Source organism: Sinorhizobium fredii USDA 257 (assembly GCF_000265205.3).
Lineage (GTDB): Bacteria > Pseudomonadota > Alphaproteobacteria > Rhizobiales > Rhizobiaceae > Sinorhizobium > Sinorhizobium fredii_B.
The window spans coordinates 5,865,615-5,889,122 of the sequence record NC_018000.1 but is presented as its reverse complement, the minus strand read 5'-3'; the positions used below and the strand labels follow the sequence as shown (position 1 = coordinate 5,889,122).

General features: G+C 61.8%; 19 protein-coding genes and 1 pseudogene. 17 read left to right on the top strand and 3 right to left on the bottom strand.

The window, feature by feature from the left end; translation table 11 throughout:
• Positions 1-14: 14 nt before the first annotated feature.
• A complete protein-coding gene (locus USDA257_RS27640) occupies positions 15-734 on the bottom strand; it encodes a hypothetical protein (protein ID WP_041414734.1) in 720 nt (239 codons plus the stop codon).
• Between the two features lie 261 nt (positions 735-995).
• Between USDA257_RS27640 and USDA257_RS27635 the strand changes: the two genes are divergently transcribed.
• From USDA257_RS27635 to groL, 3 genes are all read left to right on the top strand, one after another.
• On the top strand, positions 996-1,604 hold the full coding sequence (locus USDA257_RS27635; protein WP_014766287.1) for an SCO family protein: 609 nt from the start codon (positions 996-998) through the stop codon (positions 1,602-1,604).
• A gap of 36 nt (positions 1,605-1,640) precedes the next feature.
• Positions 1,641-2,930: a 5-aminolevulinate synthase gene (gene hemA / locus USDA257_RS27630; RefSeq protein WP_014766286.1), complete on the top strand. Its 1,290-nt coding sequence runs from the start codon at positions 1,641-1,643 to the stop codon at positions 2,928-2,930.
• Between the two features lie 80 nt (positions 2,931-3,010).
• Entirely contained in the window at positions 3,011-4,651 is a 1,641-nt protein-coding gene (gene groL, locus USDA257_RS27625) for a chaperonin GroEL (protein WP_014766285.1), read from the top strand.
• 303 nt (positions 4,652-4,954) lie between these two features.
• Here groL and USDA257_RS27620 read toward each other — a convergent pair whose 3' ends face one another.
• Positions 4,955-5,197: a hypothetical protein gene (locus USDA257_RS27620; RefSeq protein ID WP_041415667.1), complete on the bottom strand. Its 243-nt coding sequence runs from the start codon at positions 5,195-5,197 to the stop codon at positions 4,955-4,957.
• A 397-nt stretch (positions 5,198-5,594) separates the two neighbouring features.
• Here USDA257_RS27620 and USDA257_RS27615 point away from each other — a divergent pair, with 397 nt between their 5' ends.
• From USDA257_RS27615 to USDA257_RS27585, 6 genes are all read left to right on the top strand, one after another.
• Complete coding sequence (locus USDA257_RS27615) at positions 5,595-7,037, top strand: cbb3-type cytochrome c oxidase subunit I (protein WP_041414733.1); 1,443 nt, start codon at positions 5,595-5,597, stop codon at positions 7,035-7,037.
• Positions 7,034-8,698, top strand: a complete 1,665-nt coding sequence (locus tag USDA257_RS27610; protein ID WP_014766282.1) for a cbb3-type cytochrome c oxidase subunit II — start codon at positions 7,034-7,036, stop codon at positions 8,696-8,698. Before USDA257_RS27615 ends, USDA257_RS27610 begins: the two co-directional genes overlap by 4 nt.
• 151 nt (positions 8,699-8,849) lie before the next feature.
• On the top strand, positions 8,850-9,074 hold the full coding sequence (locus USDA257_RS27605) for a hypothetical protein (RefSeq protein WP_014766281.1): 225 nt from the start codon (positions 8,850-8,852) through the stop codon (positions 9,072-9,074).
• Between the two features lie 153 nt (positions 9,075-9,227).
• Positions 9,228-9,350: a hypothetical protein gene (locus tag USDA257_RS38465; protein WP_014766280.1), complete on the top strand. Its 123-nt coding sequence runs from the start codon at positions 9,228-9,230 to the stop codon at positions 9,348-9,350.
• A gap of 19 nt (positions 9,351-9,369) precedes the next feature.
• A complete protein-coding gene (locus USDA257_RS27590; protein ID WP_041414729.1) occupies positions 9,370-10,098 on the top strand; it encodes a sulfite exporter TauE/SafE family protein in 729 nt (242 codons plus the stop codon).
• A 56-nt stretch (positions 10,099-10,154) separates the two neighbouring features.
• The gene (locus USDA257_RS27585) at positions 10,155-12,281 is read left to right on the top strand and encodes a heavy metal translocating P-type ATPase (protein WP_041414728.1); all 2,127 of its coding nucleotides are present in this window, start codon (positions 10,155-10,157) and stop codon (positions 12,279-12,281) included.
• 558 nt (positions 12,282-12,839) lie between these two features.
• Here USDA257_RS27585 and USDA257_RS34635 read toward each other — a convergent pair.
• A pseudogene (locus tag USDA257_RS34635) lies at positions 12,840-13,431 on the bottom strand (tyrosine-type recombinase/integrase).
• A 307-nt stretch (positions 13,432-13,738) separates the two neighbouring features.
• On the opposite strand from USDA257_RS34635, the gene USDA257_RS27575 reads away from it, so the two are divergent.
• The 8 genes from USDA257_RS27575 (at position 13,739) to USDA257_RS27540 (ending at position 23,506) form a co-directional block, all read left to right on the top strand.
• The gene (locus tag USDA257_RS27575) at positions 13,739-14,767 is read left to right on the top strand and encodes a substrate-binding domain-containing protein (RefSeq protein WP_014766276.1); all 1,029 of its coding nucleotides are present in this window, start codon (positions 13,739-13,741) and stop codon (positions 14,765-14,767) included.
• 62 nt (positions 14,768-14,829) lie between these two features.
• Entirely contained in the window at positions 14,830-16,356 is a 1,527-nt protein-coding gene (locus USDA257_RS27570) for a sugar ABC transporter ATP-binding protein (RefSeq protein ID WP_014766275.1), read from the top strand.
• Positions 16,357-16,378: 22 nt separating this feature from the next.
• Positions 16,379-17,368 carry an ABC transporter permease gene (locus tag USDA257_RS27565; RefSeq protein WP_014766274.1) on the top strand — a complete coding sequence of 330 codons (990 nt, stop codon included), beginning with the start codon at positions 16,379-16,381 and terminating at the stop codon, positions 17,366-17,368.
• Between the two features lies 1 nt (position 17,369).
• On the top strand, positions 17,370-18,377 hold the full coding sequence (locus USDA257_RS27560; protein WP_014766273.1) for a sugar-binding transcriptional regulator: 1,008 nt from the start codon (positions 17,370-17,372) through the stop codon (positions 18,375-18,377).
• Entirely contained in the window at positions 18,374-19,369 is a 996-nt protein-coding gene (locus USDA257_RS27555; RefSeq protein WP_014766272.1) for an aldo/keto reductase, read from the top strand. Before USDA257_RS27560 ends, USDA257_RS27555 begins: the two co-directional genes overlap by 4 nt.
• Positions 19,370-19,381: 12 nt before the next feature.
• Complete coding sequence (locus tag USDA257_RS27550; RefSeq protein WP_014766271.1) at positions 19,382-21,130, top strand: glycerol-3-phosphate dehydrogenase/oxidase; 1,749 nt, start codon at positions 19,382-19,384, stop codon at positions 21,128-21,130.
• Positions 21,103-21,945, top strand: coding sequence for a class I fructose-bisphosphate aldolase (locus USDA257_RS27545; protein WP_014766270.1), 843 nt, complete (start codon positions 21,103-21,105; stop codon positions 21,943-21,945). The genes USDA257_RS27550 and USDA257_RS27545 overlap by 28 nt, the downstream gene beginning before the upstream one ends.
• A 31-nt stretch (positions 21,946-21,976) precedes the next feature.
• Positions 21,977-23,506 (top strand): FGGY-family carbohydrate kinase, encoded by a 1,530-nt coding sequence (locus USDA257_RS27540; protein ID WP_014766269.1) that lies wholly within the window; start codon positions 21,977-21,979, stop codon positions 23,504-23,506.
• Positions 23,507-23,508: the final 2 nt, after the last annotated feature.

Sequence of the window (23,508 nt, the reverse complement as noted above, 5' to 3'; positions counted from 1 at the left end):
GACACGTTACTATGCTACTTCTTCTTGAGCTCGATGTCGAACTTGGTGGCTTTCCCGCCCTCGACTTTAACGGGCATTTCTATGGGTCCGATAAAGGGCTGCACTGCCACGAGCTTGTAGTCGCCCGGCGGGATGTCAGTGATGGAAAACTTGCCGTCAGCGCCGGTGACCGCGTAGTAGGGATTGTCCACCACGTAAATCCAGCCTTCCATCCAACCATGTGCGTCGCAGTCGATACGGACGGTGCCCGGCCGCGGCAATTCTACCGGTATGCGCTGGCCTTTGTTCGGCAGGGCCAGGTTAAAGGCGGTGCGCTTGCCGTAAAAGCCGTGCGTGTTGTGAAGCACCGGGTCCGAGTTGATCACATCGAGCGGGCCTGCCGCGATCACCTGCACCTGGGGTTCAAACCGGCATTTCAGGTTGTTTAGCTCGGGCGTCTTGCCGGGTGCCGGCCATTCCTTTCCCGATGCGACGTCGACCAGATATACAACCGCGCTTTCGACCGCCTGATCGGCGCCAACGCGGATTAGCGGTTCGTCCCGCGGTTGCCCGCAAACCTCAACATCTTTCGTCGGTATGATTTTGGTCGTCGGAACGTCGCCGCGATAGACGATGACGCCTTCAATCGACCCGCCTCCGGTCACGGCGCTTACCTCATAGGATAGAGCCGGCGGTGCGATCATCATAACCGCAGCGGTTCCAAGAAACTTAGACAAGAAGCGGTGCTTTGCCACAGCAAGCCTCCCTCGCCTTGAAGGAAACATTGTATTTTCCTTCAGAATGATTCTAATATCAAGGCGAAATCGCGATTTTGGCAGGGCTGGCGACGAATATAGATAGACGCCAGCGGGAAGCTCCCGGCCGCGTCATATCTCTTCGTATCCATTGCAAGGCTGAGCTATCGGAGCAGTTCTTCGGCCTCGCCAGGCATCCGGTTGGCATGGCCGCTGAACGCGTGCAGCAAAGGATGTTGGCCTGCGATGAGGAGGCACGACATGGAGAGGCGGAACGGCCTGCTTTGGGCTTCGACTTGCCGACGCGCGGTCTTCCATGGATTGTTTTCGGCTGCGGTATTCGTAAGCACCGTGCCTGGATTCGCAGCGTCGCCGGTGACCGTGGGCGGACCGTTCAGCCTCATCGAACCGGGTGGCGCCGTGGTGACCGACGCGAAGTTCCGCGGCAGATGGATGCTGGTCTTCTTCGGTTACACCTCGTGTCCGAGTCTTTGTCCAACGACGCTGAGCGAGATTGCCATCGCTCTCGACAGACTTGGCCCCGAGGCAGCGAAGGTGCAGCCAATCTTCATCACAGTCGATCCCGAATGCGATACGCCCGCTGTCATGGGGCAATATACCGGCGCCATCGACCGGCGGATCCTGGGATTGAGCGGAAGCGGGGAGCAGATCGCCGCGGTGGCGCAGAAATATGGCGCTTACAGCGACCACCATCTGCTGGAAACAGGCGCCGATTATATCGTTGACCACAGCACATACATCTATGTCATGGACCCTCAGGGCAAGTTCGTTCGCGGCTTGCGGGCCGGTATGTCCGGTGATTCCATGGCCGATATGCTGCGGCAAGTGATGACGAAGCATCGCGAGTGAATCGTCGAACGGTTGCAACTCGGAGACAAGGAGGCCATGTCTGAAAGCTTGTCTCGCGCTCAAAGGTTCGTGACAGCTCGATACGATCGGTTCTTCGCCGACGCGACGGCCCAGCTCCATGCCGAGCATCGGTATCGTGTCTTCGCAGACCTCGAACGGATCGCCGGGAATTTTCCGCGCGCAATCTGGCACGGATCGGGCGGGTCGAAGGAAGTCGTTATCTGGTGTTCCAACGACTATCTGGGCATGGGGCAACACCCGAGTGTGATCGGCGCCATGACTGAAACAGCGAAGCGTCTGGGAACAGGCGCGGGGGGCACGCGCAATATATCCGGAACCAGTCATCCGCTGGTCGAGCTGGAGATCGAACTCGCGGATCTTCATCACAAGGAAGCGGCGCTGGTTTTCACCTCAGGATATATCTCAAACCAGACAGGGATATCCACGATTGCGAAGCTGGTCCCCGATTGTGTCATCCTCTCGGATGCGCTCAATCATAATTCGATGATCGAGGGTATACGACAGTCTGGATGCGAAAAGCGGATCTTCCGTCACAGTGATCTCTGCCATCTCGAGGAATTGCTGAGAGCGGCCGGGCGGGTGCGGCCGAAATTGATCGTTTTCGAAAGCCTCTATTCGATGGATGGCGACATCGCTCCGATTCGCCGCATCTGCGATCTTGCCGAATGTTACGGGGCCATGACTTACCTCGATGAGGTCCATGCCGTCGGCATGTACGGCCCGCGCGGTGGCGGCATCGCTGAACGAGACCGCGTCATGCAGCGGATCGATGTTATCGAAGGAACGCTTGCCAAGGCGTTCGGCTGTCTTGGTGGCTACATAACGGGAACCGCCACGCTCATCGATGCGGTTCGCTCCTACGCGCCGGGGTTCATCTTCACCACGGCTTTACCTCCACCAATTTGTGCCGCGGCCACCGCCGCGATCCGCCATCTGAAGGTGTCGCACTCTGAGCGACGCGCTCATCAGGACCGCGTTCAGCGGGTAAAGGCAGAGCTAATCGGGGCGAGGCTGCCGGTCATGGCCAGTGGCAGTCACATCGTTCCAGTGCGGGTCGGCGATCCCGCCAAGTGCAAGTCGGCGAGCGACATGCTGCTCGCCGGGCATCGCATCTACATTCAGCCGATCAACTATCCTACCGTGGCGAAGGGAACCGAGCGGCTGCGCATCACGCCCTCTCCGTGCCATGACGACATCATGATCTGCCAACTTGTGGCCGCGCTCAGCAAGGTTTGGGATGAACTCGGGCTGCCACGCGAAAGTACCGCCTCTGCGGCGGAAAGAAGAGGTACCGCGTTGCCCTAAAAAGACCGCGCCAATCAAAAAGCGTCGTTGCGTCCTTTGGTCATCCGCTCAGATGCGCGACGCAAGAAAGGGAGGGAGACATGACGGCCAAGGAGATCAGGCTCGCTTTCCGGGCGCGCGACAGCATGCTGCATGGCATCGACACGCTCGCGCGTGCTGTCGCTGTCACGCTTGGGCCGCGCGGGCGAAACGTAGCCATCAATCGATCCTTTGGCACGAAAATCACCAAGGACGGTGTGACGGTCGCGAGGGAAATCGAACTCGAGGACCGATTCGAGGACATGGGCGTTCAGTTGCTCAGGCAGGTCGCCATCAAAACCTCGTATCAGGCGGGCGACGGAACGACGACAGCGGTGGTCCTCGCCGACGCAATCCTCAGGGGCGGTGTCCGGGCGGTCACTGCCGGCATGAACCCGATGGACCTGAAGCGCGGGATCGATCGTGCGGTCGAGGCGGTCGTCGCGGAGTTGAAACAGAATGCAAGAGCTGTCGCTTCAAATGTCGAGATCACGCAGGTCGCTACGATTTCGGCCAATGGAGATCGAGAGATCGGCCACATCATCGCCGAGGCTATGGCGGAGGTCGGCAACGCCGGCGTGATCATGATCGAGGAAGGGAGATCGCTCGAAACCGAAAGCGAAGTCATCACCGGCATTCAGTTCGACCGCAGCTATATCTCTCCCTATTTCGTCACCAATCGAGACAAAATGCGGGTGGAAATGGAAGAGGCACTTATCCTCGTTTGCGAGAAGAAGCTGTCTAGCCTTAGCGAAATTTTGCCGCTTTTGGAAAAGGTCGTACAGGCTGACAAGCCACTTCTCATCATCGCCGAAGACATCGAGGCTGAAGTCAGGGCGGCGCTTGTTATCAACAGGCTGCGTGGCGGCCTCAAAGTGGCTGCTGTCAAGGCGCCGGCCTACGGCGAGCTCCGCGAGGCGATCATGCAAGACATTGCACTGCTCACCGGCGGAACGGTTATCTCGGAGGATCTAGGTCTTAAGCTCGAGAGCATATCGCTCGACCGTCTCGGACGTGCCCGGAAGATTAGAGTCGACAAACAGAATACCACAATCGCGGAAGGAGGCGGGTCAAGCGCGGACATCGCTGGGCGGATCGCTGCGATCAAGGCGCAGCTTGACCTGTCCACATCCGACTTTGATCGGGAAAAGCTTCAGGAGCGGCTGGCGCGGCTCTCCGCCGGGATTGCCGTGATCCGGGTTGGCGGCGCGACCGAGTCGGAGGTTAGGGAGAAGAAGGACCGTATCCGCAACGCCATGCATGCCACTCGAGCCGCCGTAGAGGAGGGTATTCTGCCCGGGGGCGGCATCGCTCTCTTGCGCGCAAGCAGTGCAATCCGGACTTTGAAGGCTGAGACCCTCGACCAGCAGGCCGGCATCAACGTCGTCAAGGAAGCGATAACCTGGCCGGCGAAACAGATTGCGTCTAATGCGGGCGTGGATGGCTCGCTCGTCGCCGCCCAAATTCTCCAAAGGGACGACTACGGCTGGGGCTACGATGCGCAAACCGGAACGTTTCGCGATCTGTTGGAGGCGGGCATCGTCGATCCCGCCAAGGTCGTGCGCACAGCGCTTCAGGGTGCCGCCTCAATGGCCGGTCTAATGATTATGACTGAGGCCATGGTGGCCGAGGTGCCTGGACCGCCGCCGCCCGAGCTTCCCGGCCATCACGATCACGAGGACAATCTCGACATTGATTTCTAGCGCACCGCATTCGCCAGGATGTCAATGCCGCGCACCATTCTGTTGCTAGCGCCAAACGAGAACATGATTTCCTTGGCAGCCTTCCTTGATCCTTAAGACTTAATGTCCAAGGAACGTCCGGCGACGGGCAAGCTTTAATCAACCGCGCAGGCGAGATTGTCCCGTAGCAGCCCGAGCCGCTTCCAGACATCGAACAGAGCTGCCGCGAGCTGATCAATCACGACGCCCAGGTTTGTCGGTGTTGCAACGCTGTGGGTCCAGCCATCCTGGAAGTGCGATGCGCGCCGATCCCGCTCATCGTTCTCACGACCGGCGTTCGGGAAGGTCGAAGCTGAGCTGCAACATTCGCGCAATATTAATGAGAATTGTCTCGCAGACCTTATCTTGATTAGTATCCAGATATTTGACAGTCCAGTTTGCCCCGTTCTCCCTCGTTTCGAGCCGCTGAATCACAAAATCTGTGACGTACTCGCATCCCGGCTCCTTATGAAGATCCGCGAGGATCAATTCCTTAAGCTCCGAAGCTTCCTTTGTATGTCTTTGCATGGCCGCCTCCTTCCGGATGACAACTTTCGGCGCATCGCTCAACTGCATAATCGCGATCTCCGCCGTGGCTAGACATGGTACTGTTTTAGCTCTATTTTTAAAAGTTGCCCCTCGTCCTCATGAGGTGGCTTCTATGACGATGAGCGGGTTATTGGTGCATCGAGAAGCCGAACCAGGGCGAGAAGATCGATCCCCAATCGGAGGCGATGATGGCGCCCGAGGCGTACATCACCTGTTCGAACACCGGCTCGGTGTTGGTGCCACGTAAATACTAGTCTAGTCGATAGACCGGGCACCGGCTGCAGGGAGCGCGTCGCGAGTCGACCATCGGTGGGGTTGAAGCAGTCGTGCGGCCCAGGAACCGCGCGGGGAGGTCTATGCGTTGGCAGAGACTGGGATGGAACTGCGCGGCAACTTCGCGAATGTGGACCTGGATGCGCTGGTCGACAACCGGGTCGTGCGGACCTGGCTTTATTTTGGCATGTTCTGGCTCATGGTGACGCCATCCGTCGGCGTTTTGATCTCGAGCACCTTCAACTATCCCGACTATCTCGGATCTGGGAACCTCGAGCTCACCTTCGGCCGGCTGCGCCCGGTCCACGTCAACGGAGTCATCTTCGGCGCCTTCTCGACGCTTTTCATCGGCCTTTGCTACTATCTTGTACCGCGTCTGTCGGGGGTGCGGGTAATATGGTCGGAGTGGTCGGTTCTTCTTGCATGGGTCTGGAACATCGCAACACTTGCCGGTTTGGTCGGCTTGCTGATCGGCGACAGTGACGGTTTGGAAGCCGGAGAGCTTCCGCTCTACGCGAAAGTCGCATTCTTCATCGTGGTGGCTATTGCTACCGCGCAGTTCCTGATCACGATCAGTCGACGGCTCGAGCCGGCAATCTATGTCGCGCTATGGTACCTGATCGCCACTTTCGTGTGGACGACGATGAACTTCGTGCTTGGAAGCTTCATCCTGCCATACACGATCTCGGGCATCAACAGCGCCGCCTTCCATGGCCTCTACCTCCACTACATCGTCGGGCTGTGGCTAACGCCCGCAGGCTACGTGATCATCTACTATTTCCTGCCGGTCAGCGCGCGAAATCCGCTCTATGCCCACAAGCTCTCGCTGGTAGGCTTCTGGTCCCTGGCATTGTTCTACCCGTTCGTCGGCATCCACCATTACCTCTACAGTCCGATCGCCGACTGGGCCGAGACCTTGGCCGTCGTCACGTCGATGCTGCTGATCATTCCGGTGTGGACGGTGCTGGTGAACTTCTTCGGCACCATGATGGGCAAGTGGCATGAGTTCGGCAGGAACCTGCCGGCGAAGTTCCTGATCATGGGCTCGCTCATGTATCTCGTCGGCTGCTTCCAAGGTTCGACCGAGGCGCTGCGGCAGCTGCAGCAGCCGACCCATTTCACCGATTTCGTCATCTCGCATTCGCACCTCACCGTGTTCGGCACCTTCGTCGTCTGGGCGATGGGGGGCCTCGTCTATACTTGGCCGCGGCTGTTCGGGCGCGAACTCTGGTCCTTCAAACTTGGCAACTGGTCGTTCTGGCTGATCACCGTCGGGATCGCGACCATGGGCCTGGTCCTCACAGCGGGCGGGCTGCAGCAGGGTTATCAATGGATGAATGGGGTCGAATGGCTCGACTCGCTCGTCTGGGTGAAGCCCTATTGGCTGGCGCGGACCCTGTCAGGTATCAGCATGGATATCGGCATGTCGCTGCTGGTGGTGAATCTGATGCTGACCGCGCTGACTAGCCCGGCGGCTGAGGCGCGACGCGTCCGCGGGCCGGTGGGAGCCCCTATCCCGTCCCCGGCGGGAGGGCTCGAGCGGTGAACGTTCGCTTCTTCGCGCTTTTCGCCGGCGTCTTCTGCATCACCCTCGCGGTGATCACGCAGGGCGTGCTGCCCTTCGTGGAGCCATCCTCGCGAACTACGCGCGTGACCTCGGTGGTGCGCACGGATTTCGGCCAGCTGAAATGGATGGTTTCAGAGGCGACAGACTACACCGAGCAGCAGCTTCGCGGCCGCAACATTTACCTGCGCGAGGGCTGCTGGTACTGTCATTCGCAATTCGTGCGGCCAGTGACCGGCGAGATCCGCCGCTGGGGACCGGTTAGCGAGGCGGGCGAATACGCCTATGACGTGCCCCACCTGTTCGGCACACGCCGGATCGGACCGGACCTGACGCGCGTCGGCCTGAAATACAGCGACGAATGGCACCTGGCGCACTTCTACGATCCGCGAATGCTCGTGCCGGACTCTATAATGGCGCCGTATCGCGGCCTCTTCCACGAGCCCGATGCAGCTGTCCGTATCGTTAACGACGGCGCTGGCAATCGGACCGTGGAAAGGACAGAGGTCACCGAAGGCCTGTTCGACTTCGACAGCCAACGAGCGATCCAGTTGACGCCGAATGCGGACGGGTTGCTGTTCGTGCCGCTGGAGGCGCGCGAAAGAAAGCCGATCATCCTGACACCGAACGACGAATACACAGGAGAAACCGTCAGCATCGCGGCGGAAACGGAAGCGTTGGCGGCGCTCGTTTCCTACGTCCAGAAGCTCGGCACGAACCGGGGTAAATGGCGCGATCTCTTCGAGCCGCAAAGCCTGGAGGTCATGGATGCGACTATGCCGCGCTCGGAGGAATGGATTGCTTACGGCAAGGAAGTCTATGAGCGCCGCTGCATCGGTTGCCACGGTGTCAAAGGCGACGGCAACGGGCCGGCCGCCACCTTTATGTTCAACCAGCGGCCCAGGGACTTCACGTCCGCAGTCTTCAAGTTCAGGTTGACAAAGGAGCCCCTGCCCACGGACGGCGACATGCTGCGCACCATTACTCGCGGCATCCGCGGCACAGCAATGCCCCCTTGGTACGAACTGCCGCTCAACGATCGGCTGGCGGTGATCCAGTACATCAAGTATGAGCTCGCGGTTGACCGTTCCGATCCCGCCGCTCCTTACGCTTTCTTCGTCGAGGAACCGCCTGGCCCACCGTTATATATCGGGCGCCCGCCGACCCCGTCCCAGACGATGCTGGACCGTGGCAAGGAGGTTTGGCAGGCGGCGAAGTGCTGGGAGTGCCACGGCCAAGGGGGCAAGGGCGATGGCGAGAAAGCCGCCGGCCTCAAGGATGACCTCGGCTTCCCGATGGTGCCGGCCGACCTCACCAGCGGCCAGTTCAAGTCTGGCCCGGCCGTCGAGGACATCTTCCGGACGATAACTACCGGCCTCAGCGGCACGCCGATGCCGTCCTATCGGAATGCGTTTCCGGATGAGGACCGGTGGGCGCTTTCCTATTTCGTGGTGGCGCTTTCCGCCTATAAAGACCCGCTCTCGCTGCAGCCGCTCTCGATCACGAAGGAGGCCCGCGCGGCGCTGAACAATCTGGAACTGGTCGCGGACAAGCCTGAGCGAGCCTATGTGCCCGATCCGTCGGTGCCGGCGTCCGGCCCGCCAGCTCCGCCTGGCGAGAAACAGGCACCCGCTGGAGGTTAGCGCATGCTCGGTTTTGAAGTCACCGGACCCTATGTGGGCGCCATGCTTATGAGCCTGGCGGCCCTGTTCTTGTTCATCTGGGGCGTCCTATCCGGCGCGTTGAGCGGCACCGACAAAGCCGCCAATGGGTTTTTTGAAAGGGAAATGGAAAATGAGCGATCTGCAGAGCAGCGATCCGGAGAGCCCGAGGCATCCGGAACTGGATGTGCGTCAAAGCTCGCACCCTGAACTGGAGGACTATGCCGGCGGCCTGATACAGGCGCGTGTGGGATTCATTCCGCTATGGCTTCTCGTCGTCTACGTGCTGCTGTTCGCCTGGGGGCTGTATTACATGTATGTTTATTGGGGCGGGCTCGGCCCCGGCCGTCTGTTCTAAGAAGACTGTCGCAAGGGCCGGTAAGGCAGGAATGATGGAGATGTTGATAGCAAAAATTCTCCTTGGGGTCGCCGCATTGAACCTCCTTTTCCTGACCTTCGAGGTGGCGATAAACGTGCTTCGTCTTTATTTCGGCTGACATAGGAGGCGTGGATGCTACAGGACACCGTCTTCAAGCTCGCTGACGCCGGCTTGCCGCAGATGCTCGGCTTCCTCATCTATGGCGGCTGCACCGTCGGCTTTATCATCTATCTTTTCTATCTTGTGCGGCTATAGCGGCGCAGCGAAAACGCCAATGATCTACTACCTCATGATCTTCGCCGCTGGATTTGCAGGTAGCTTTCATTGCATCGGCATGTGCGGCGGCTTTGCCTGCGCGCTGGGCCGCGATCAGCGAGGCGGAGGCGCAACCGTCCTTCGCCACCTGCTCTATAATACCGGCCGGTTGACAACCTATTGCTTTCTGGGCGGGCTCGCGGGTGCGATAGGTCAGGTCATCTGCACCACGCAAGGTCTAACGGCGGTGCCGCTCTTGAACGGCACCCTCGACATCGGCCAACGAATTCTCGCGATCGTCGCTGGCCTGCTCATGATTGCCATGGCGTTGCAGTTCTTCGGCTTGTTGCAGGTCTTTCATCGCCTCGCGATCGGATTTGGCGGCAGTACATTTGCATTGTCCCTGCGCGGTCTGTTGACGGCCCGGAGCAGCGCCGCACCGCTCGCCTTTGGCGTTTTCAACGGCTTCCTGCCATGTCCCCTGGTCTATGCCTTCGCCGCCCAGGCGGCGAGCACCGCCGGAGCGCTTCCCGGGTTCCTCGTCATGGCATGGTTCGGACTGGGAACCTTCCCCGCTATGTTGATGATGGGTGGCGTTGGCCGGATACTCGGGCCAGCCTCGCGGCGGCGCGGCGTGCGGCTGGCCGGTGGCTTTATTCTCTTGCTCGGTCTCATCACGCTCGGCCGTGGTCTCCTGCCTTCTCACGCGCATATCGGCCTTGCCTGGCTGAACGGACATCCCGCATGACTGCGCATGACGACATACTCTGTAGCCACTGTTCACTGCCCGTCGGCCTGCGCCCGATGGAGCGCAGGCTCAACGGCGAGGCTTGCGCGTTCTGCTGCTACGGCTGCTGCATCGCCTTTCAGGTGAAGAGCGGCAGACACGAAGAGTGGGAAGCCGCCTGGCTTCTGATCCAGCTCGGCGTGGGAGGCTTTCTCTCCATGAATATCATGATGTTCAGCCTCCTCCTCTATTCGGACGCGTTCACCGGGGTCGATGCGGGCGTGCTGCCGTGGGTTCACTTTTTGCTCTGGATCTTCGCGACGCCGGCGGTCGTGATTCTCGGCGGACCTTATCTGCGCGAAATGTGGCTCAATGGCATTCAGGGACGAGTGACGTCGTCGGCACTCATCGTGCTTGGCGTCGCTGCCGCGTACCTCTATTCGGCATTGGCCGTGTTCGAGGGCAGCACGCATGTCTATTTCGACACCGCCGTGATGGTGCTGATGCTATTCACCGTTGGCCGCTATCTCGAGGCTGTTGGCCGCGCAAGGGCGGCGCGCGACCTCGAACCTCTTCTGGCCGCAGAAAGCGAGAGCGCGACCGTGGTCCATGGCGCGGCAGAGATCCGCCGTCCGGTGCGGGAGGTGTCGGCCGGCATGCTGGTGCGGGTCCGGCCAGGCGAGCGCATTCCGGTCGACGGTGTGGTTGTCGAGGGGGAATCGAACACCGATGAAGCCGTGATTACCGGAGAAAGCCGGCAAGTGACAAAGGGCGCCGGCTCCAAGGTGATTGCCGGTAGCATCAATATCGACGGCCCGCTCCTGATACAAAGCAGCGGTGACGGAACCGCAACCCGCTGGGCGCGGATTTGCCGGTCGGTGCGCGAAGCGCTGGGCCGTCGCAGTTCAACCCAGCGCGTTGCAGACCGCGCCGTGGGCGTGTCCGTGCCGCTGGTCCTCGCCCTCGGCGGTCTAACGATCGTTTACTGGGCGCAGTCATTGCCGTTCGATAGGGCGTTGCTGATTGGCCTCTCGGTACTGGTGGTTGCCTGTCCTTGTGCCGTCGGCCTCGCTGCTCCGATGGCGACTTCTCTCGGCATCGGCCGGCTCGCGCGGCACGGCTGCCTCGTCCGCGACCCCGGCGTGCTCGAGACTCTCGCGCGTGTACGGTTACTCGCCTTCGACAAGACCGGCACTCTGACTGCGGGCAAAGCGCGTCTCGTCGGCGTCGACCGCGAGGAGGTCGGCATCGACGAAGTACTGGCGCGGGCCGCCGGTCTGGAGCGGCTTTCCGAGCATGGTCTGGCGCGGGCTATCGCCGCAGGCGCCGCTCAGCGGGACATCACGCCGCTCGTCACCCGCGATGTTCGGACGATTCCCGGCCGTGGCATCCGCGGCAGCGCCGAAGGCCGGCCCGTGGCGGTAGGGAACGGCAGGTTGATGAATGATCTGGGCTGGCCGCTTTCCCCGTTCCTGACCGAGCGTGCGCGAACGCTGGAGGCGAGCGGTCATTCGGTGGTCTATGTCGGTTGGGGCGAGCGGGTTCAAGCCGTGCTGTCGCTCGATGACTCACCGCTTCCAGAGGCGCAGGGCGCGATCGCGGCCCTGCGTGAGCGCGGGCTCGACGCCACACTGTTGACCGGCGACTTGGCGCAAGCGGCGGAGCGGATCGCGGCCCTGGTTGGGATCAAGGACGTCAAAGCGGGCCTTTCGCCGGAGGCCAAACGGCTGGCCCTGGATCGGCTCCGCCATGACCACGGTTCGGTGGCGATGGTCGGCGATGGACTGAATGACGGCCCGGTATTGGCCGCCGCAGATGTCGGTATCGCCGTCGGCTCCGCCACCGATCTCGCCCGCGAGACTGCGGCGCTCGTGCTGCCTGCGGATGGATTGTGGATGCTGCCCTGGATCGTCGACGTGGCCCGCGCGGTCCGCAGGACCATCTTGACCAACCTTATGTGGGCGTTCGGCTACAACCTTGTCGCGCTGACGTTCGCAACATTCGGACTTCTGCAGCCAATCCTTGCGGCGGCGGTCATGGCCGGCTCGAGCATCCTCGTGGTGGTGAATTCGCTGCGGCTAGAGCGGCTGCCCGATCCTGTTCCAGCGCTGGTCCCGGAGCAACGATCCGGCGCCAAGGCGGAGCGTATACACAATGGCACCGGCATTTCCGCAATGGCCGGTCCGGCCGTCGAGCGGAGTTGAGTTTCGTTTCAGCCAAACACATGGTGCGTGAAGGCGTCATTTCCGGCTTCCGCCGCGAGCGCAGCCTGCCAGCGACCTCGGAGCTTTCCTCGACCTTGCTGACAAACCCGATGACTCTCTTGAGCTTCCCGTCGACGAGCTTGAAGCTGATGGCGTTGCTGAACGCATCGTCGGGCCGAGAAGGGTGCGGCAGGTGTTGAACAAATGCGCCGGGAAACGCGCTGATTCGGTGAGATCGGCCGCGATGGCAAAGGCGCAGGCTTTGGCCCGGCTGTCAGCGCAGAAGGCGGATTTCGGCATACCCCGCCGATGATCGCGTCGCCGACTATATGCATGCCGGGCTGCAGCGCCGATTCGAAGGCGACCGGATCGAACGGACGCGAGCCCGACTGAATGGCGAGCCCTGCCTGGTGCGCCAAGAGCCCGGCCATTTGCGCCGGGATGATAATTGACCATCGCGGCCTTGAATGTTGCTCCCGTGGTGATCACCGACCGGGTCGAATTTGGCTTCCGCGTGGCGATAGCGGCGCCTCTGTTCGAAGCGCCGCTATCGAGTAACTACAACTCAACCTGCTCAGAGATGGCCAGGGCGTCGTCCACCTCGATTCCGAGGTACTGTACGGTGCTCTCCAGCTTCTTGTGGCCGAGCAAGAGCTGGACGGCGCGCAGATTGCCCGTCTTCTTGTAAATGTGGGCCGCCTTCGTCCGCCTCATCGAGTGTGTGCCGTAGCGTTTGGGATTCGATGCTCGACACCCACCGTTCAACGACCCTGCTATATTGCCGCGTCGACAGATGCGGCAATACGTGCACGCGGCTTGGAAACAGGTAATCCCGTTCACCGAGCCTGCGACTTCCAATCCATGCCGCGATAGCCTCCCGCGTTTGATCGGTGATCTCGAATTGCACGGGTCGGCCGGTCTTCCGTTGAATAATGATCGCCCGCTCGCGAACCCTCCCGGAAATCGAAACATCGCCAACTGAGATCGCGACGAGATCACAAGCTCGCAATTTGCTGTCGATCGCGAGGTTGAACAGCGCCAGGTCGCGCACTGCACCCAACATCTGGAGGCGGGTGCGGATGGCCCAGACCTCCTTCGGCTTTAATGGAGGCTTCTGACCGATGATGCGGCCCGAGTTCCAGCTAGACATAGCTTTCCTCCCAAAAGCCACCCCCACACCTTAGCACTCAATCTTCAAGCGCATGGATCGTACTTCGAGAAGCGATTTTTCGGGTGGAGTGGGGAGCAGAGGATTGGTCACGTCCTCACCGCCCGGCTGTCGCCCTTTGCGAGCGTATGAAATATAATTCATACGATGAATTATATTGACAGGCCATGCGCTTTGCATTTAGCTGCCCATACCGGACTTCGAGGAGGAAATCCGGTCTTCACTGAGATCGGCGTCGGTTCGGCGCCTTCGGGATTTTTGGGAGGGGCTTCGGCCTCGAGGAGGACACTTGCGCACTTTTTTTAGCACGACCGCGATGGCGGTCCTTGCGGCAACGCTTTTTGCCGATTCCGCAGCCGCCGAGACAGAGAACCCGTTCCGCTGCAAACCGGGCGAAAAATACGTCATGAACGTCATGGTCTCGGGCGTCGAATACTGGTTTCCGGTCTATGAAATGTTCAAGCAGGCGGGCCAGCAGTTCGGCTGCGAAACGGAATATACGGGCACGCCGGAATATGACGTCAACAAACAGATCGCCACCTTCGACCAGGCACTGGCACAGAACCCGGCTGGTATTCTCGTCCATCCGATGAACTCCGACCCCTTCATCGAGCCGATCAACCGCGCGATCGACCAGGGCACGGCGGTCGTGACCTTCGCGGCCGACTCGCCGCTCTCCAAGCGCGTGTCGTTCATCACCTCGGACAATACCCGCGAAGGCATCTATGCCGCCGACGCGATCGCCGAAAAGATGGGCGGCAAGGGCGAGTATGCGGTTCTGGAAAATCCGGGCCAGGGCAACCACGACAAGCGCATCGCGGCCTTCATCGGCCGCATGGAGGAGCAGTGGCCGGACATGAAGCTGGTCGGCCGCGCTGCCTCCAATCAGGATCCGACCAAGGCCTATCAGGGCCTCAACAGCATCATCCAGGCCAATCCAAACCTCGGCGCCGTCTTCATGCCGGAAGCGAATTCGGCAATCGGCGCCGCCCAGGCCAACAAGGAAAGCGGCGGCAAGGTCCTCGTCATGTGCGCGGACGTCAACGCCAATATCCTCGACATGATCAAGGCTGGCGAGGTCTTCGGTTCAATCAACCCGAACCAGGGCATGCAGGGCTATATGGGCTTCATGTTGCTGTGGCTCGCCAAGCATCCGGAATTGATCGATCCGATGAACGATGCCAAGCGATCCGGCTTCAACCCGATGAGCATCCCGGTCGTCGACAACGGCCTCTCCATCGTGACGGCGGAAAATGCCGATGACTTCTATTGGGACAAATACCTGAAACGTCGCGGCACGAAGGGCATCGAGGAGTAAGCTGCGGAATTGCGCCATCCGCGCCTCATAGCGCGGATGGTCTCGGGTAGGGGAGGAACACGATGGCGGAGCCTGTGCTGACAATTCATCGCGTCACCAAGCACTTCGGTGCGGTGAAGGCGCTGACGGACGTCGATTTCATACTCGAACGCGGTGAGATCCATGCGCTCTGCGGCGAGAACGGCGCCGGAAAGTCGACATTGATGAACATCATCGCAGGCGTACTGCAGCCGACCGAGGGCGAGATCCGCATGGACGGGAAGGTCGTGCGGATATCCTCACCAGCCGTCGCCCAATCGCTCGGCATTGGTCTGGTGCATCAGGAAATCGCCCTCTGCCCGGATGTGACGGTTGCGGAAAACATGTTCATGGCGGCGACCAACCGCCGCCGTGCCCCCTTCATGAACTACCGCGCGCTCGAACGTGACGCGCAGGCGGTAATGCATCGGCTGGGCGCAATCGATGTCGGCCGCAAGGTTGCGGACCTACCGATTTCCAGCCAGCAGCTCGTCGAGATCGCCAAGGCTTTGACGCTCGACTGCCGGGTGCTGATCCTGGACGAGCCGACCGCGGCGCTGACCGAAAGCGAGGCGCAGCAGCTCTTTTCGATTGTCCGAGATCTCAAGGCGAACGGCATATCAATCATCTATATCAGTCATCGCATGGCCGAGATATTCAGCCTCTGTGACCGGGTGACCGTGTTCCGCGATGGCCGTTACGTCTGTACCGATCGCATTGCCGACATCACGCCGGATGACGTGGTACGCCGGATGGTGGGGCGCGAGATCACGCAGCTCTACCCGGAAAAGCTTAGGCCCGGTGAGGCGTCTGGCGAGCTGGTCTTCGAGGTGGACAACATTGGTGACGGCGAGCGTTTCCATGGCGTCAGCTTCGCGCTTCGCAAGGGCGAGATTCTTGGCATTGGCGGCCTGATCGGATCCGGCCGCACGGAAATCGCCGAGGGTATATGCGGGCTTCGAGCGCGCACGGCCGGTGCGGTACGCCTCCGCGGCAAGACGCAGACGATCAATTCCTATTCCGATGCGGTGAAGGCCGGGGTCGTTTATCTGTCGGAGGACCGAAAGGGCGCTGGCATCTTTCTGGAGATGTCGATCGCGCAGAACATTTCCGTGCTGGAACTGAAGTCGCTGACGAATGCCGTCGGTCTCATGAACGGGCGTGCGGAGGCCGCGCTTGCTGAGGATTTCGCCCGACGGCTTGCAGTGCGGATGGGCGGTGTCGAGGCACCCGTAAAATCGCTCTCAGGCGGTAACCAGCAGAAGGTCGCGATCGCCAAGCAGCTCGCGGTGAAGCCGAAGGTGATCCTGATGGACGAGCCGACGCGCGGCATCGATGTGGGCGCGAAGGCGGAAATTCACCGGCTGCTGCGTGAGCTTGCCTGCTCGGGCATCGGTATCATCGTCATATCTTCGGAGATGCCAGAGCTGCTCGGTCTCTCGGACCGCGTGCTCGTCGTCCGGGAGGGGCGCATCGCTGGTGAACTCGGCGCCGACGAAATGACGGAAGAGGCCGTGATCCGCCTTGCCTCGGGGGTGGGAACGGCAAGGGCGGCGAGCCATGCAGCGTGACGAGAAATTGGGAGGGACGGGAATGGCACTCGACACGATTGTGGCAGGCGCGCCGAAGACATCGTCCTGGAAGCGCATGGGCAGGATGCGCGAGGCGGGGCTGATCGCGATCATCCTTGCACTCTGCGTAATGATGAGCTTTGCCTCGCCGCATTTCCTGACACTCGGCAACTTCCGCGCCATGCTGATGAGTTTTTCCGTTGAGGGCATCGTCGTCGTGGGCATGACGATCCTGCTCATCGTCGGCGGCATCGATCTCGCGGTTGGCTCCGTCGTCTGCTTTGCCATGGTGCTCTCGGGTTCGCTCTTCCTAGCCGGCGTCGACCCTTGGGCGGCCTCTCTTGTAGGCATTGCCGCGAGCAGCGCGATTGGCAGCATCATGGGTTTCTTCGTGACGGTCGTGGGTCTCAACCACTTCATCACGTCGCTCGCCGCGATGGTGATCGTACGCGGGCTTTGCCTCATCATCACAAAGGGCACGCCGCTTTCGCTCTTCACACTGCCGTCGGGCTTCAAGGCGGTGGGGCAGGGCACGTTTTACGGCGTTCCCTATGTCATCCTGATCTTCGTCGCCGTCGTCATCCTGTTCGACTTCCTGCTGCGCCGGGCAACCGCCTTCCGCAAGGTCTTCTACACCGGCAGCAACGAGAAGGCGGCGCTCTATTCCGGCATCAAGACCAATCGCGTGAAATTCTGGGTGACGGTGCTCTGCTCGACGCTCGCCGGTGTGGCGGGAGCCATCTACATGTCCCGTTTCGGTGCCGCGACCCCCACCTTCGGCGTCGGCATGGAACTCAACATCATTGCGGCGGCGGTAATCGGTGGCGCCTCGCTCAACGGCGGCTCCGGCACGATCCTCGGCGCCATCCTCGGCATAGCGCTTCTCTCTGTCGTCACCAGTTCGCTGATCCTGCTGAACGTCTCCGTCTATTGGCAGGACATGATCAAGGGGTGCATTCTGCTCGCTGCCGTTTCCATCGACCATTTCCTGCACAATCGGAAGGCCGCCTGACATGCCAATCGCCAATCCGAAACTCCGGACGACAGCACCGCGCGAGGAGATCGTCATCGCCCGCCAGATGCACCAGGCGCTCGTCCTGCACTATATGGAGGGTCTGACGCAGGCCCAGATCGCCGACCAACTCGGCATCTCGCAAGCCACCGTCAACCGCCTCATCAAGCGCGGCCGCCAGCTCGGTCTCGTTGAGATCAAGATCAAATCGCCGGTCGAGCCGCTGGTTGACATGGAGGAGCGACTGCTCGCGCTCGGCGGCATCAGCCGCGCGGTCGTGGTGCCGACCATTTCCGGCAATCCGCAGACTGCGCTTCAGTCGGTCGGCGAGGCGGCGGCACGGCTGTTGCTCGAGGAGATCGGCGACCGCGACACAATCTGCATCACCGGCGGCAAGGGCGTGAGCGCCGTCGTCGCCGGCCTGAAGCCGCCGCGTCGTTTCGATGTCGAAGTCATCCCGGCGACGGGCTGCGTGCAGGGCAAACACTACACCGATGTCAATCATGTCTCGACCCTGATGGCCGACCGGCTCGGCGGACGCTCCTACCAGATCCACGCGCCCCTCTTCGCCGACGATGCCAAGCAGCGCGAAATGCTGATCAGCATGCGCTCCGTCGCCGACGTCTTCAAACGGGCGCGCGAGGCGAAGGTGGCGGTGGTTGGCATCGGCTCGATCCTTACCGACGACTCGAGCTACTACGATCTGCATCCGTCTTCGAGCACCGACCGGGCGGCGATCGAACGCTCCGGCGCGACCTGCGAACTGCTCGCCCACCTGCTCGACGAACGAGGCCGGGTTTGCGACTACAGCCTCAACCGTTCGCTGGTGTCGCTGACGCTTGAGGAATTTGCCTCGATCCCGACCAAGATCGGGGTCGCGAGCGGACCGAACAAGGCGGGCCCGATTCTCAGCGTCATGCGGGGCAACCATCTCGACACGCTCGTAACCGACGAGGCGACCGGCGTGCGTATTCTTGAAATTGCCTCTGAGGAAGGATTTTCCGCATGAGCGGTGAGCAGCTAACCCGCGAGATCGGACGCTCCGGCGTCAAGGCATCGGCCGTCGGCCTCGGCACCTGGGCGATCGGCGGCTGGATGTGGGGCGGAACGGATGAGGCGGAATCCATTGCCGCCATTCAGGCTTCGCTCGAGGCCGGCGTCACCCTCATCGACACGGCGCCGGCCTATGGCCTCGGCCGCTCGGAAGAGATCGTCGGCAAGGCGATCGCGGGCCGCCGCGACAAGGCGGCAATCGCCACGAAATGCGGTCTCGTGTGGCATACCAAGAAAGGCGACCACTTCTTCGACCAGGACAGCAAGCCAGTCCATCGTTATCTCGGTCGGGACTCGATCATCCATGAGGTTGAGCAAAGCCTGCGCCGCCTCGGCACCGATCATATCGATCTCTATATCACTCATTGGCAGGACGCGACGACGCCCATCGAGGAGACGGTTGCGGCTCTGGAGGAGCTGAAGCGAGCCGGCAAGATCCGCGCGATCGGCGCCAGCAACGTCAGCCGTGAGGAGCTGGAGCAATACATCAGTACCGGATCGCTCGACGCGATCCAGGAACGGTTCAGCATGATCGATCGCCAGATCGAGTCGGAACTGCTGCCGCTCACGGTTGCCAATCGCGTGTCGACGCTCAGCTATTCCTCGCTCGCGCTCGGTCTCCTCTCCGGCACGATCGAACCGAACCGGGCGTTTTCAGGCGATGACCAGCGCAAGGACAATCCGCGCTTTTCCATGGCCAACCGGCAGAAGGCCAGGGATTTCGCCGAGGCGATTCGGCCCGTCGCGGAGCGGCACGCCGCAAGCATCGCGCAGACGGTGATCGCCTGGACACTCAACCAGACGGGCGTGACCTTTGCCCTGTGCGGCGCGCGCAACCCGGCGCAGGCGCTCGACAATGCGCGAGCGGGCACGCTGCGGCTTTCCGATGAAGATCTGGCAGCCATCGAAACGGCCGTTTCGGTGAAGCTGGCCAACATGGACGGATAACGGACTGTCATCATGGACCGGAAAGAGACATTGGACGGGCTGCGCCAAAGCCCGAAGGTGGACGTGTGCGTCCTCGGCGGCGGCATCAACGGGATCAGCGTCTTCCGCGAGTTGGCGCTGCAGAACGCGAGCGTGCTGCTGGTCGAGAAGGGCGACTACTGTTCCGGCGCAAGTGCTGCGCTGTCGCGCATGGTTCACGGTGGCCTGCGCTATCTGGAGAATGGTGAGTTCAGCCTGGTGCGGGAGTCGCTCGTCGAGCGCGACCGGCTGCTGCGCAACGCCCCCCATTATGTCGCTCCGCTGCCGACCACGGTGCCGATCTTCGACCTCTTCTCCGGTCTCGCCAACGGCATCGTGCGCTTTCTTCGCCTCACCCGCCGTCCCAGCCGTCGTGGTGCCGTCGCCATCAAGGCGGGCCTCGGCATCTACGATTTCCTGACGCGCAAGCGGGCGCTGATGCCGCGCCACCAATTTCGCGGACGCAAGGCAACGCTGGAAAAATGGCCGGCGCTCAATCCGGCAATCCTGAGCTCGGCGACCTATCACGATGCCTGGGTCAGTCATCCCGAACGCATCGGCATCGAGCTGTTGCGCGACGCTCTGTCCGCCGGGGCGAATGCCGGCGCCCTCAACTACGCGACGCTCGTGCAGGCCGATGCCGGGGAATTCCTGCTGCATGACAAGCTTTCCGGAGATAAATTCCCGATCCGGCCGCGGCTGGTCGTCAATGCCACCGGCGGCTGGATCGATATGGCAAACGGCACGCTGTTTCCTGCAGACGACCGACCCGCGCCGGTGATGGGTGGCACGAAGGGCTCGCACCTGATCATCGACAATCCGGCACTCCACGACATGCTCGACGGGCACATGATCTACTACGAGAACGAGGACGGGCGCATCTGCATCCTGTTTCCCTACCTCGGCAAGGTGCTGGTTGGCTCGACGGATATCCGCGTCGACGATCCCGATGAAGTGCGGTGCGAGGCCGAAGAGCGGGACTATATCCTGCAATCGCTTGCCTACGTGCTGCCGGGTGTGCGCATCCGACCGGAAGAGATCGTCTTTCAGTTCGCCGGCGTGCGACCGCTGCCGGCCAGCAAGGATAGCTTCACCGGCCGCATCCCGCGCGACCATTTCTGCACCGTGCTCGAAGGCGGCGAGAGTGGGCCGCCGGTCATTTGCATGATCGGCGGCAAGTGGACGACTTTCCGATCCTTCGGCGAGCTCGCAGCTGACATGGCGCTGGAACGGCTGGGCCAGAGCCGCCGCGTGAACACGGCCGATCGCACTTTCGGCGGCGGACGTGAATTTCCGAAAGACCATAGCGGCTGGATCCGGGACCTGTCGGAATCGACAGGCCTTTCCCCCGATCGCGCCGCGACGCTTTTCGAGCGCTACGGCACAGACGCGGAGGACGTCGCTCGCTTCACCGCCGCGGGGCAGGACCACCGCTTGCCCCATGCCGGCTACAGCGCCCGGGAGCTCCTGCATCTCATCCGCACGGAGGCGGTCGAGCATGTGGACGACCTGCTCCTCCGACGCACGACACTTGCCATCACCGGCGAGCTTTCGCTTGCCATGGCCGAGGCCGCGCTCGACCTGCTTGCAGCCGAAAAGGGCTGGCCGGAGCAAACCAAGGCCGAGGAATTGAGCCGTTTTCTCACCCTCATGCGCGAGCGCCACGGCGTCGCGGAGGCAACCCTTTCCGCAAGGAACGAACAAAGGAGTGAATTATGCGAAACAACCGCAAGGTCCGGATGAACCGGCTGTTCGGCAACGGCCGTTGCCTTGACGTGGCGATCGATCACGGCGTGTGCAACGAGCCGTCCTTCCTCGATGGGCTGGAGAACATGCCAGCCGTCGTAAAGGCGCTGCTCCAGGCCAGACCTGACGCGATCCAGATGAACTACGGCCAGGCCGACCTGTTGCAGGACGTTCCCGGTAAGGACAAGCCGGCGCTCGTCATGCGCATCGACATGGGCAACCCATATAACCGCATCCGCCATCGCGACATGTGGGCGGTATTGCAGAACGAGACCGAGCCGCTGATCGGTGCGTTGCAGATGGATGCCGCCTGCGTGGTGGTCAACCTCTTCATGCTGCCCGACGAACCCGATCTCTTCCGCCAGTGCGTCCAGAACATTTCGCGCGTGCGGGCAGACTGCGAAAGATACGGCATGCCGCTGATGATCGAACCGCTCGTCATGCAGCCGGTGACGGACCGCGGCGGCTACATGGTCGATGGCGATGCTGAAAAGATCGTCACATTGACGCGGCTTGCCCGCGAGATGGGTGCCGATATCGTCAAGGCGGACCCGACGACCAATGCGGAGGATTTCCATCGTGTCGTCGAGGCGGCGCGCTGCCCAGTTCTGGTGCGCGGCGGCGGCAAGGAGGATCTTCGCGCAGTCTTTGACAAGTCAGCCGCCTTGATGCGGCAGGGCGCCATGGGCATGGTCTATGGGCGCAATATCTACCAGCACGCCAATCCTAGCGCCGTGGTGCGCGGGTTGATGGCGATCGTGCACGAGGATGCCGGCGGCGAGGACGCCTTCGCGCTCTATCAGCAGGGGTGAGAGCGTAAACGAACCTTGGGAGGGGTTCCGAATGGGAGACTATCTTTTGGGGATCGACGCCGGCAACACCGTCATCAAGGCGGTGATCTTCGACCGGACCGGCCGGGAACTTGCACATGCGGGGGAGGAGGGCCACAGCCGCATGCCATGCCCCGGGCATGTCGAGCGCGACCTCGGCGAACTGTGGGCCAATGCCAAGCGCGTCATCCGCACCTGCCTCGACAGGGCGGGCATCGCCGCGACCCAAATCGCCGCGATCGGCTGCGCCGGCCACGGTAACGGACTTTATGCGCTCGACCGCGACGGTGAACCGCTCCTCGGCATCCAGTCGCTCGACACACGTGCGACGGGCCTCGTCGAGGAATGGGCGACGGAAGGTGTGGGCGATCGAACCTATCCGATCGCCCGCCAGCGCCCGTGGCCTTCGCAGACTCCGACATTGCTCGCCTGGCTGAAGCGCAATCGCCCGGACGTCTTCAAGCGCATCGGCACCGTGTTCTTCTCCAAGGATTTCGTCGTCAACCGCCTGACGGGGAGCCGCGTCAGCGAGGTCTCGGACATGTCGGGCGCCGGCCTGCTTGACCTCGGGGCGCGCTGCTACGACAAGGCACTGATGGAGGCATACGGGCTTGCCGATTGCATGGACCTGTTGCCGCCACTTGTCGAAAGCGCCGATATCGCCGGCACGGTGACGGAGGCGGTGGCAAAAGAAACCGGGCTTGCCGCGGGCACGCCGGTGATCGGCGGACTCTTCGACGTCGTCGCCTCGGCCCTCGGTTCCGGCGTGGCGCGCACCGGCAGCGCCTCGATCATCGCGGGCACCTGGAGCATCAACCAGGTCATCATAGACGGTCCCGATCTCGACGGTCCCGTCTTCATGTCGTCAACCTTCGACCGCACCCGCTACATGGCGATGGAAAACAGCGCCACCTCTGCTGTCAATCTCGAATGGCTGGTGCGGGAGTTCTTCGAGGGGGAGCATGCGGAGAACCTCTCGCCCTTTGACGCCTGCTGCGCGCTGGCAGCTGCCGTCGAACCCGCTGCGGACGATCCGCTCTATCACCCCTATCTCTACGGCGCCCAGCAGGACGGCCACGCGCGGGCAGGTTTTTATGGAATCGCGGGCTGGCACAGCAAGGGGCATCTGATCCGTGCCCTGCTAGAAGGCGTCGCCTTCGGCCACCGCCATCATATCGGGACGATTCGTAACGCGGGGGCCAGCTTCGACGAGGCGGTCCTGTCCGGTGGCGGTTCGCGCAGCCGACTCTGGCCGCAGATCTTTGCCGATGTGCTCGGAGTTCCCGTCTCCGTCACCACCTCGCGGGAAACGGGCGCGCTGGGTGCAGCGATCGCGGCGGGGACGGGCGTCGGCCTCTTCGCCGATTTCACCGACGGCGCGGCCGCCATGGTACGTGTCGACCGGCACTACAGACCGAATAGCGCGCTCGCCGCGCACTACCATCGCCGCTATGCGCTCTACAGGGACGTAGCAGATGCGATGACCCCGCTTTGGCGGCGGCTTTCGGCAACCACAGGCCGGGAGACTGGAGTTGCAGCATGACC

Bases quoted from the DNA above. Each gene is read 5' to 3' on its own strand.
- USDA257_RS27635 (WP_014766287.1), top strand. From the start codon at position 996: ATGGAGAGGCGGAACGGCCTGCTTTGGGCTTCGACTTGCCGACGCGCG.
- hemA (WP_014766286.1), top strand. From the start codon at position 1,641: ATGTCTGAAAGCTTGTCTCGCGCTCAAAGGTTCGTGACAGCTCGATAC.
- groL (WP_014766285.1), top strand. From the start codon at position 3,011: ATGACGGCCAAGGAGATCAGGCTCGCTTTCCGGGCGCGCGACAGCATG.
- USDA257_RS27620 (WP_041415667.1), bottom strand. From the start codon at position 5,197: ATGCAAAGACATACAAAGGAAGCTTCGGAGCTTAAGGAATTGATCCTC.
- USDA257_RS27615 (WP_041414733.1), top strand. From the start codon at position 5,595: ATGGAACTGCGCGGCAACTTCGCGAATGTGGACCTGGATGCGCTGGTC.
- USDA257_RS27605 (WP_014766281.1), top strand. From the start codon at position 8,850: ATGAGCGATCTGCAGAGCAGCGATCCGGAGAGCCCGAGGCATCCGGAA.
- USDA257_RS38465 (WP_014766280.1), top strand. From the start codon at position 9,228: ATGCTACAGGACACCGTCTTCAAGCTCGCTGACGCCGGCTTGCCGCAG.
- USDA257_RS27590 (WP_041414729.1), top strand. From the start codon at position 9,370: ATGATCTACTACCTCATGATCTTCGCCGCTGGATTTGCAGGTAGCTTT.
- USDA257_RS27585 (WP_041414728.1), top strand. From the start codon at position 10,155: ATGGAGCGCAGGCTCAACGGCGAGGCTTGCGCGTTCTGCTGCTACGGC.
- USDA257_RS27570 (WP_014766275.1), top strand. From the start codon at position 14,830: ATGGCGGAGCCTGTGCTGACAATTCATCGCGTCACCAAGCACTTCGGT.
- USDA257_RS27565 (WP_014766274.1), top strand. From the start codon at position 16,379: ATGGCACTCGACACGATTGTGGCAGGCGCGCCGAAGACATCGTCCTGG.
- USDA257_RS27560 (WP_014766273.1), top strand. From the start codon at position 17,370: ATGCCAATCGCCAATCCGAAACTCCGGACGACAGCACCGCGCGAGGAG.
- USDA257_RS27555 (WP_014766272.1), top strand. From the start codon at position 18,374: ATGAGCGGTGAGCAGCTAACCCGCGAGATCGGACGCTCCGGCGTCAAG.
- USDA257_RS27550 (WP_014766271.1), top strand. From the start codon at position 19,382: ATGGACCGGAAAGAGACATTGGACGGGCTGCGCCAAAGCCCGAAGGTG.
- USDA257_RS27545 (WP_014766270.1), top strand. From the start codon at position 21,103: ATGCGAAACAACCGCAAGGTCCGGATGAACCGGCTGTTCGGCAACGGC.
- USDA257_RS27540 (WP_014766269.1), top strand. From the start codon at position 21,977: ATGGGAGACTATCTTTTGGGGATCGACGCCGGCAACACCGTCATCAAG.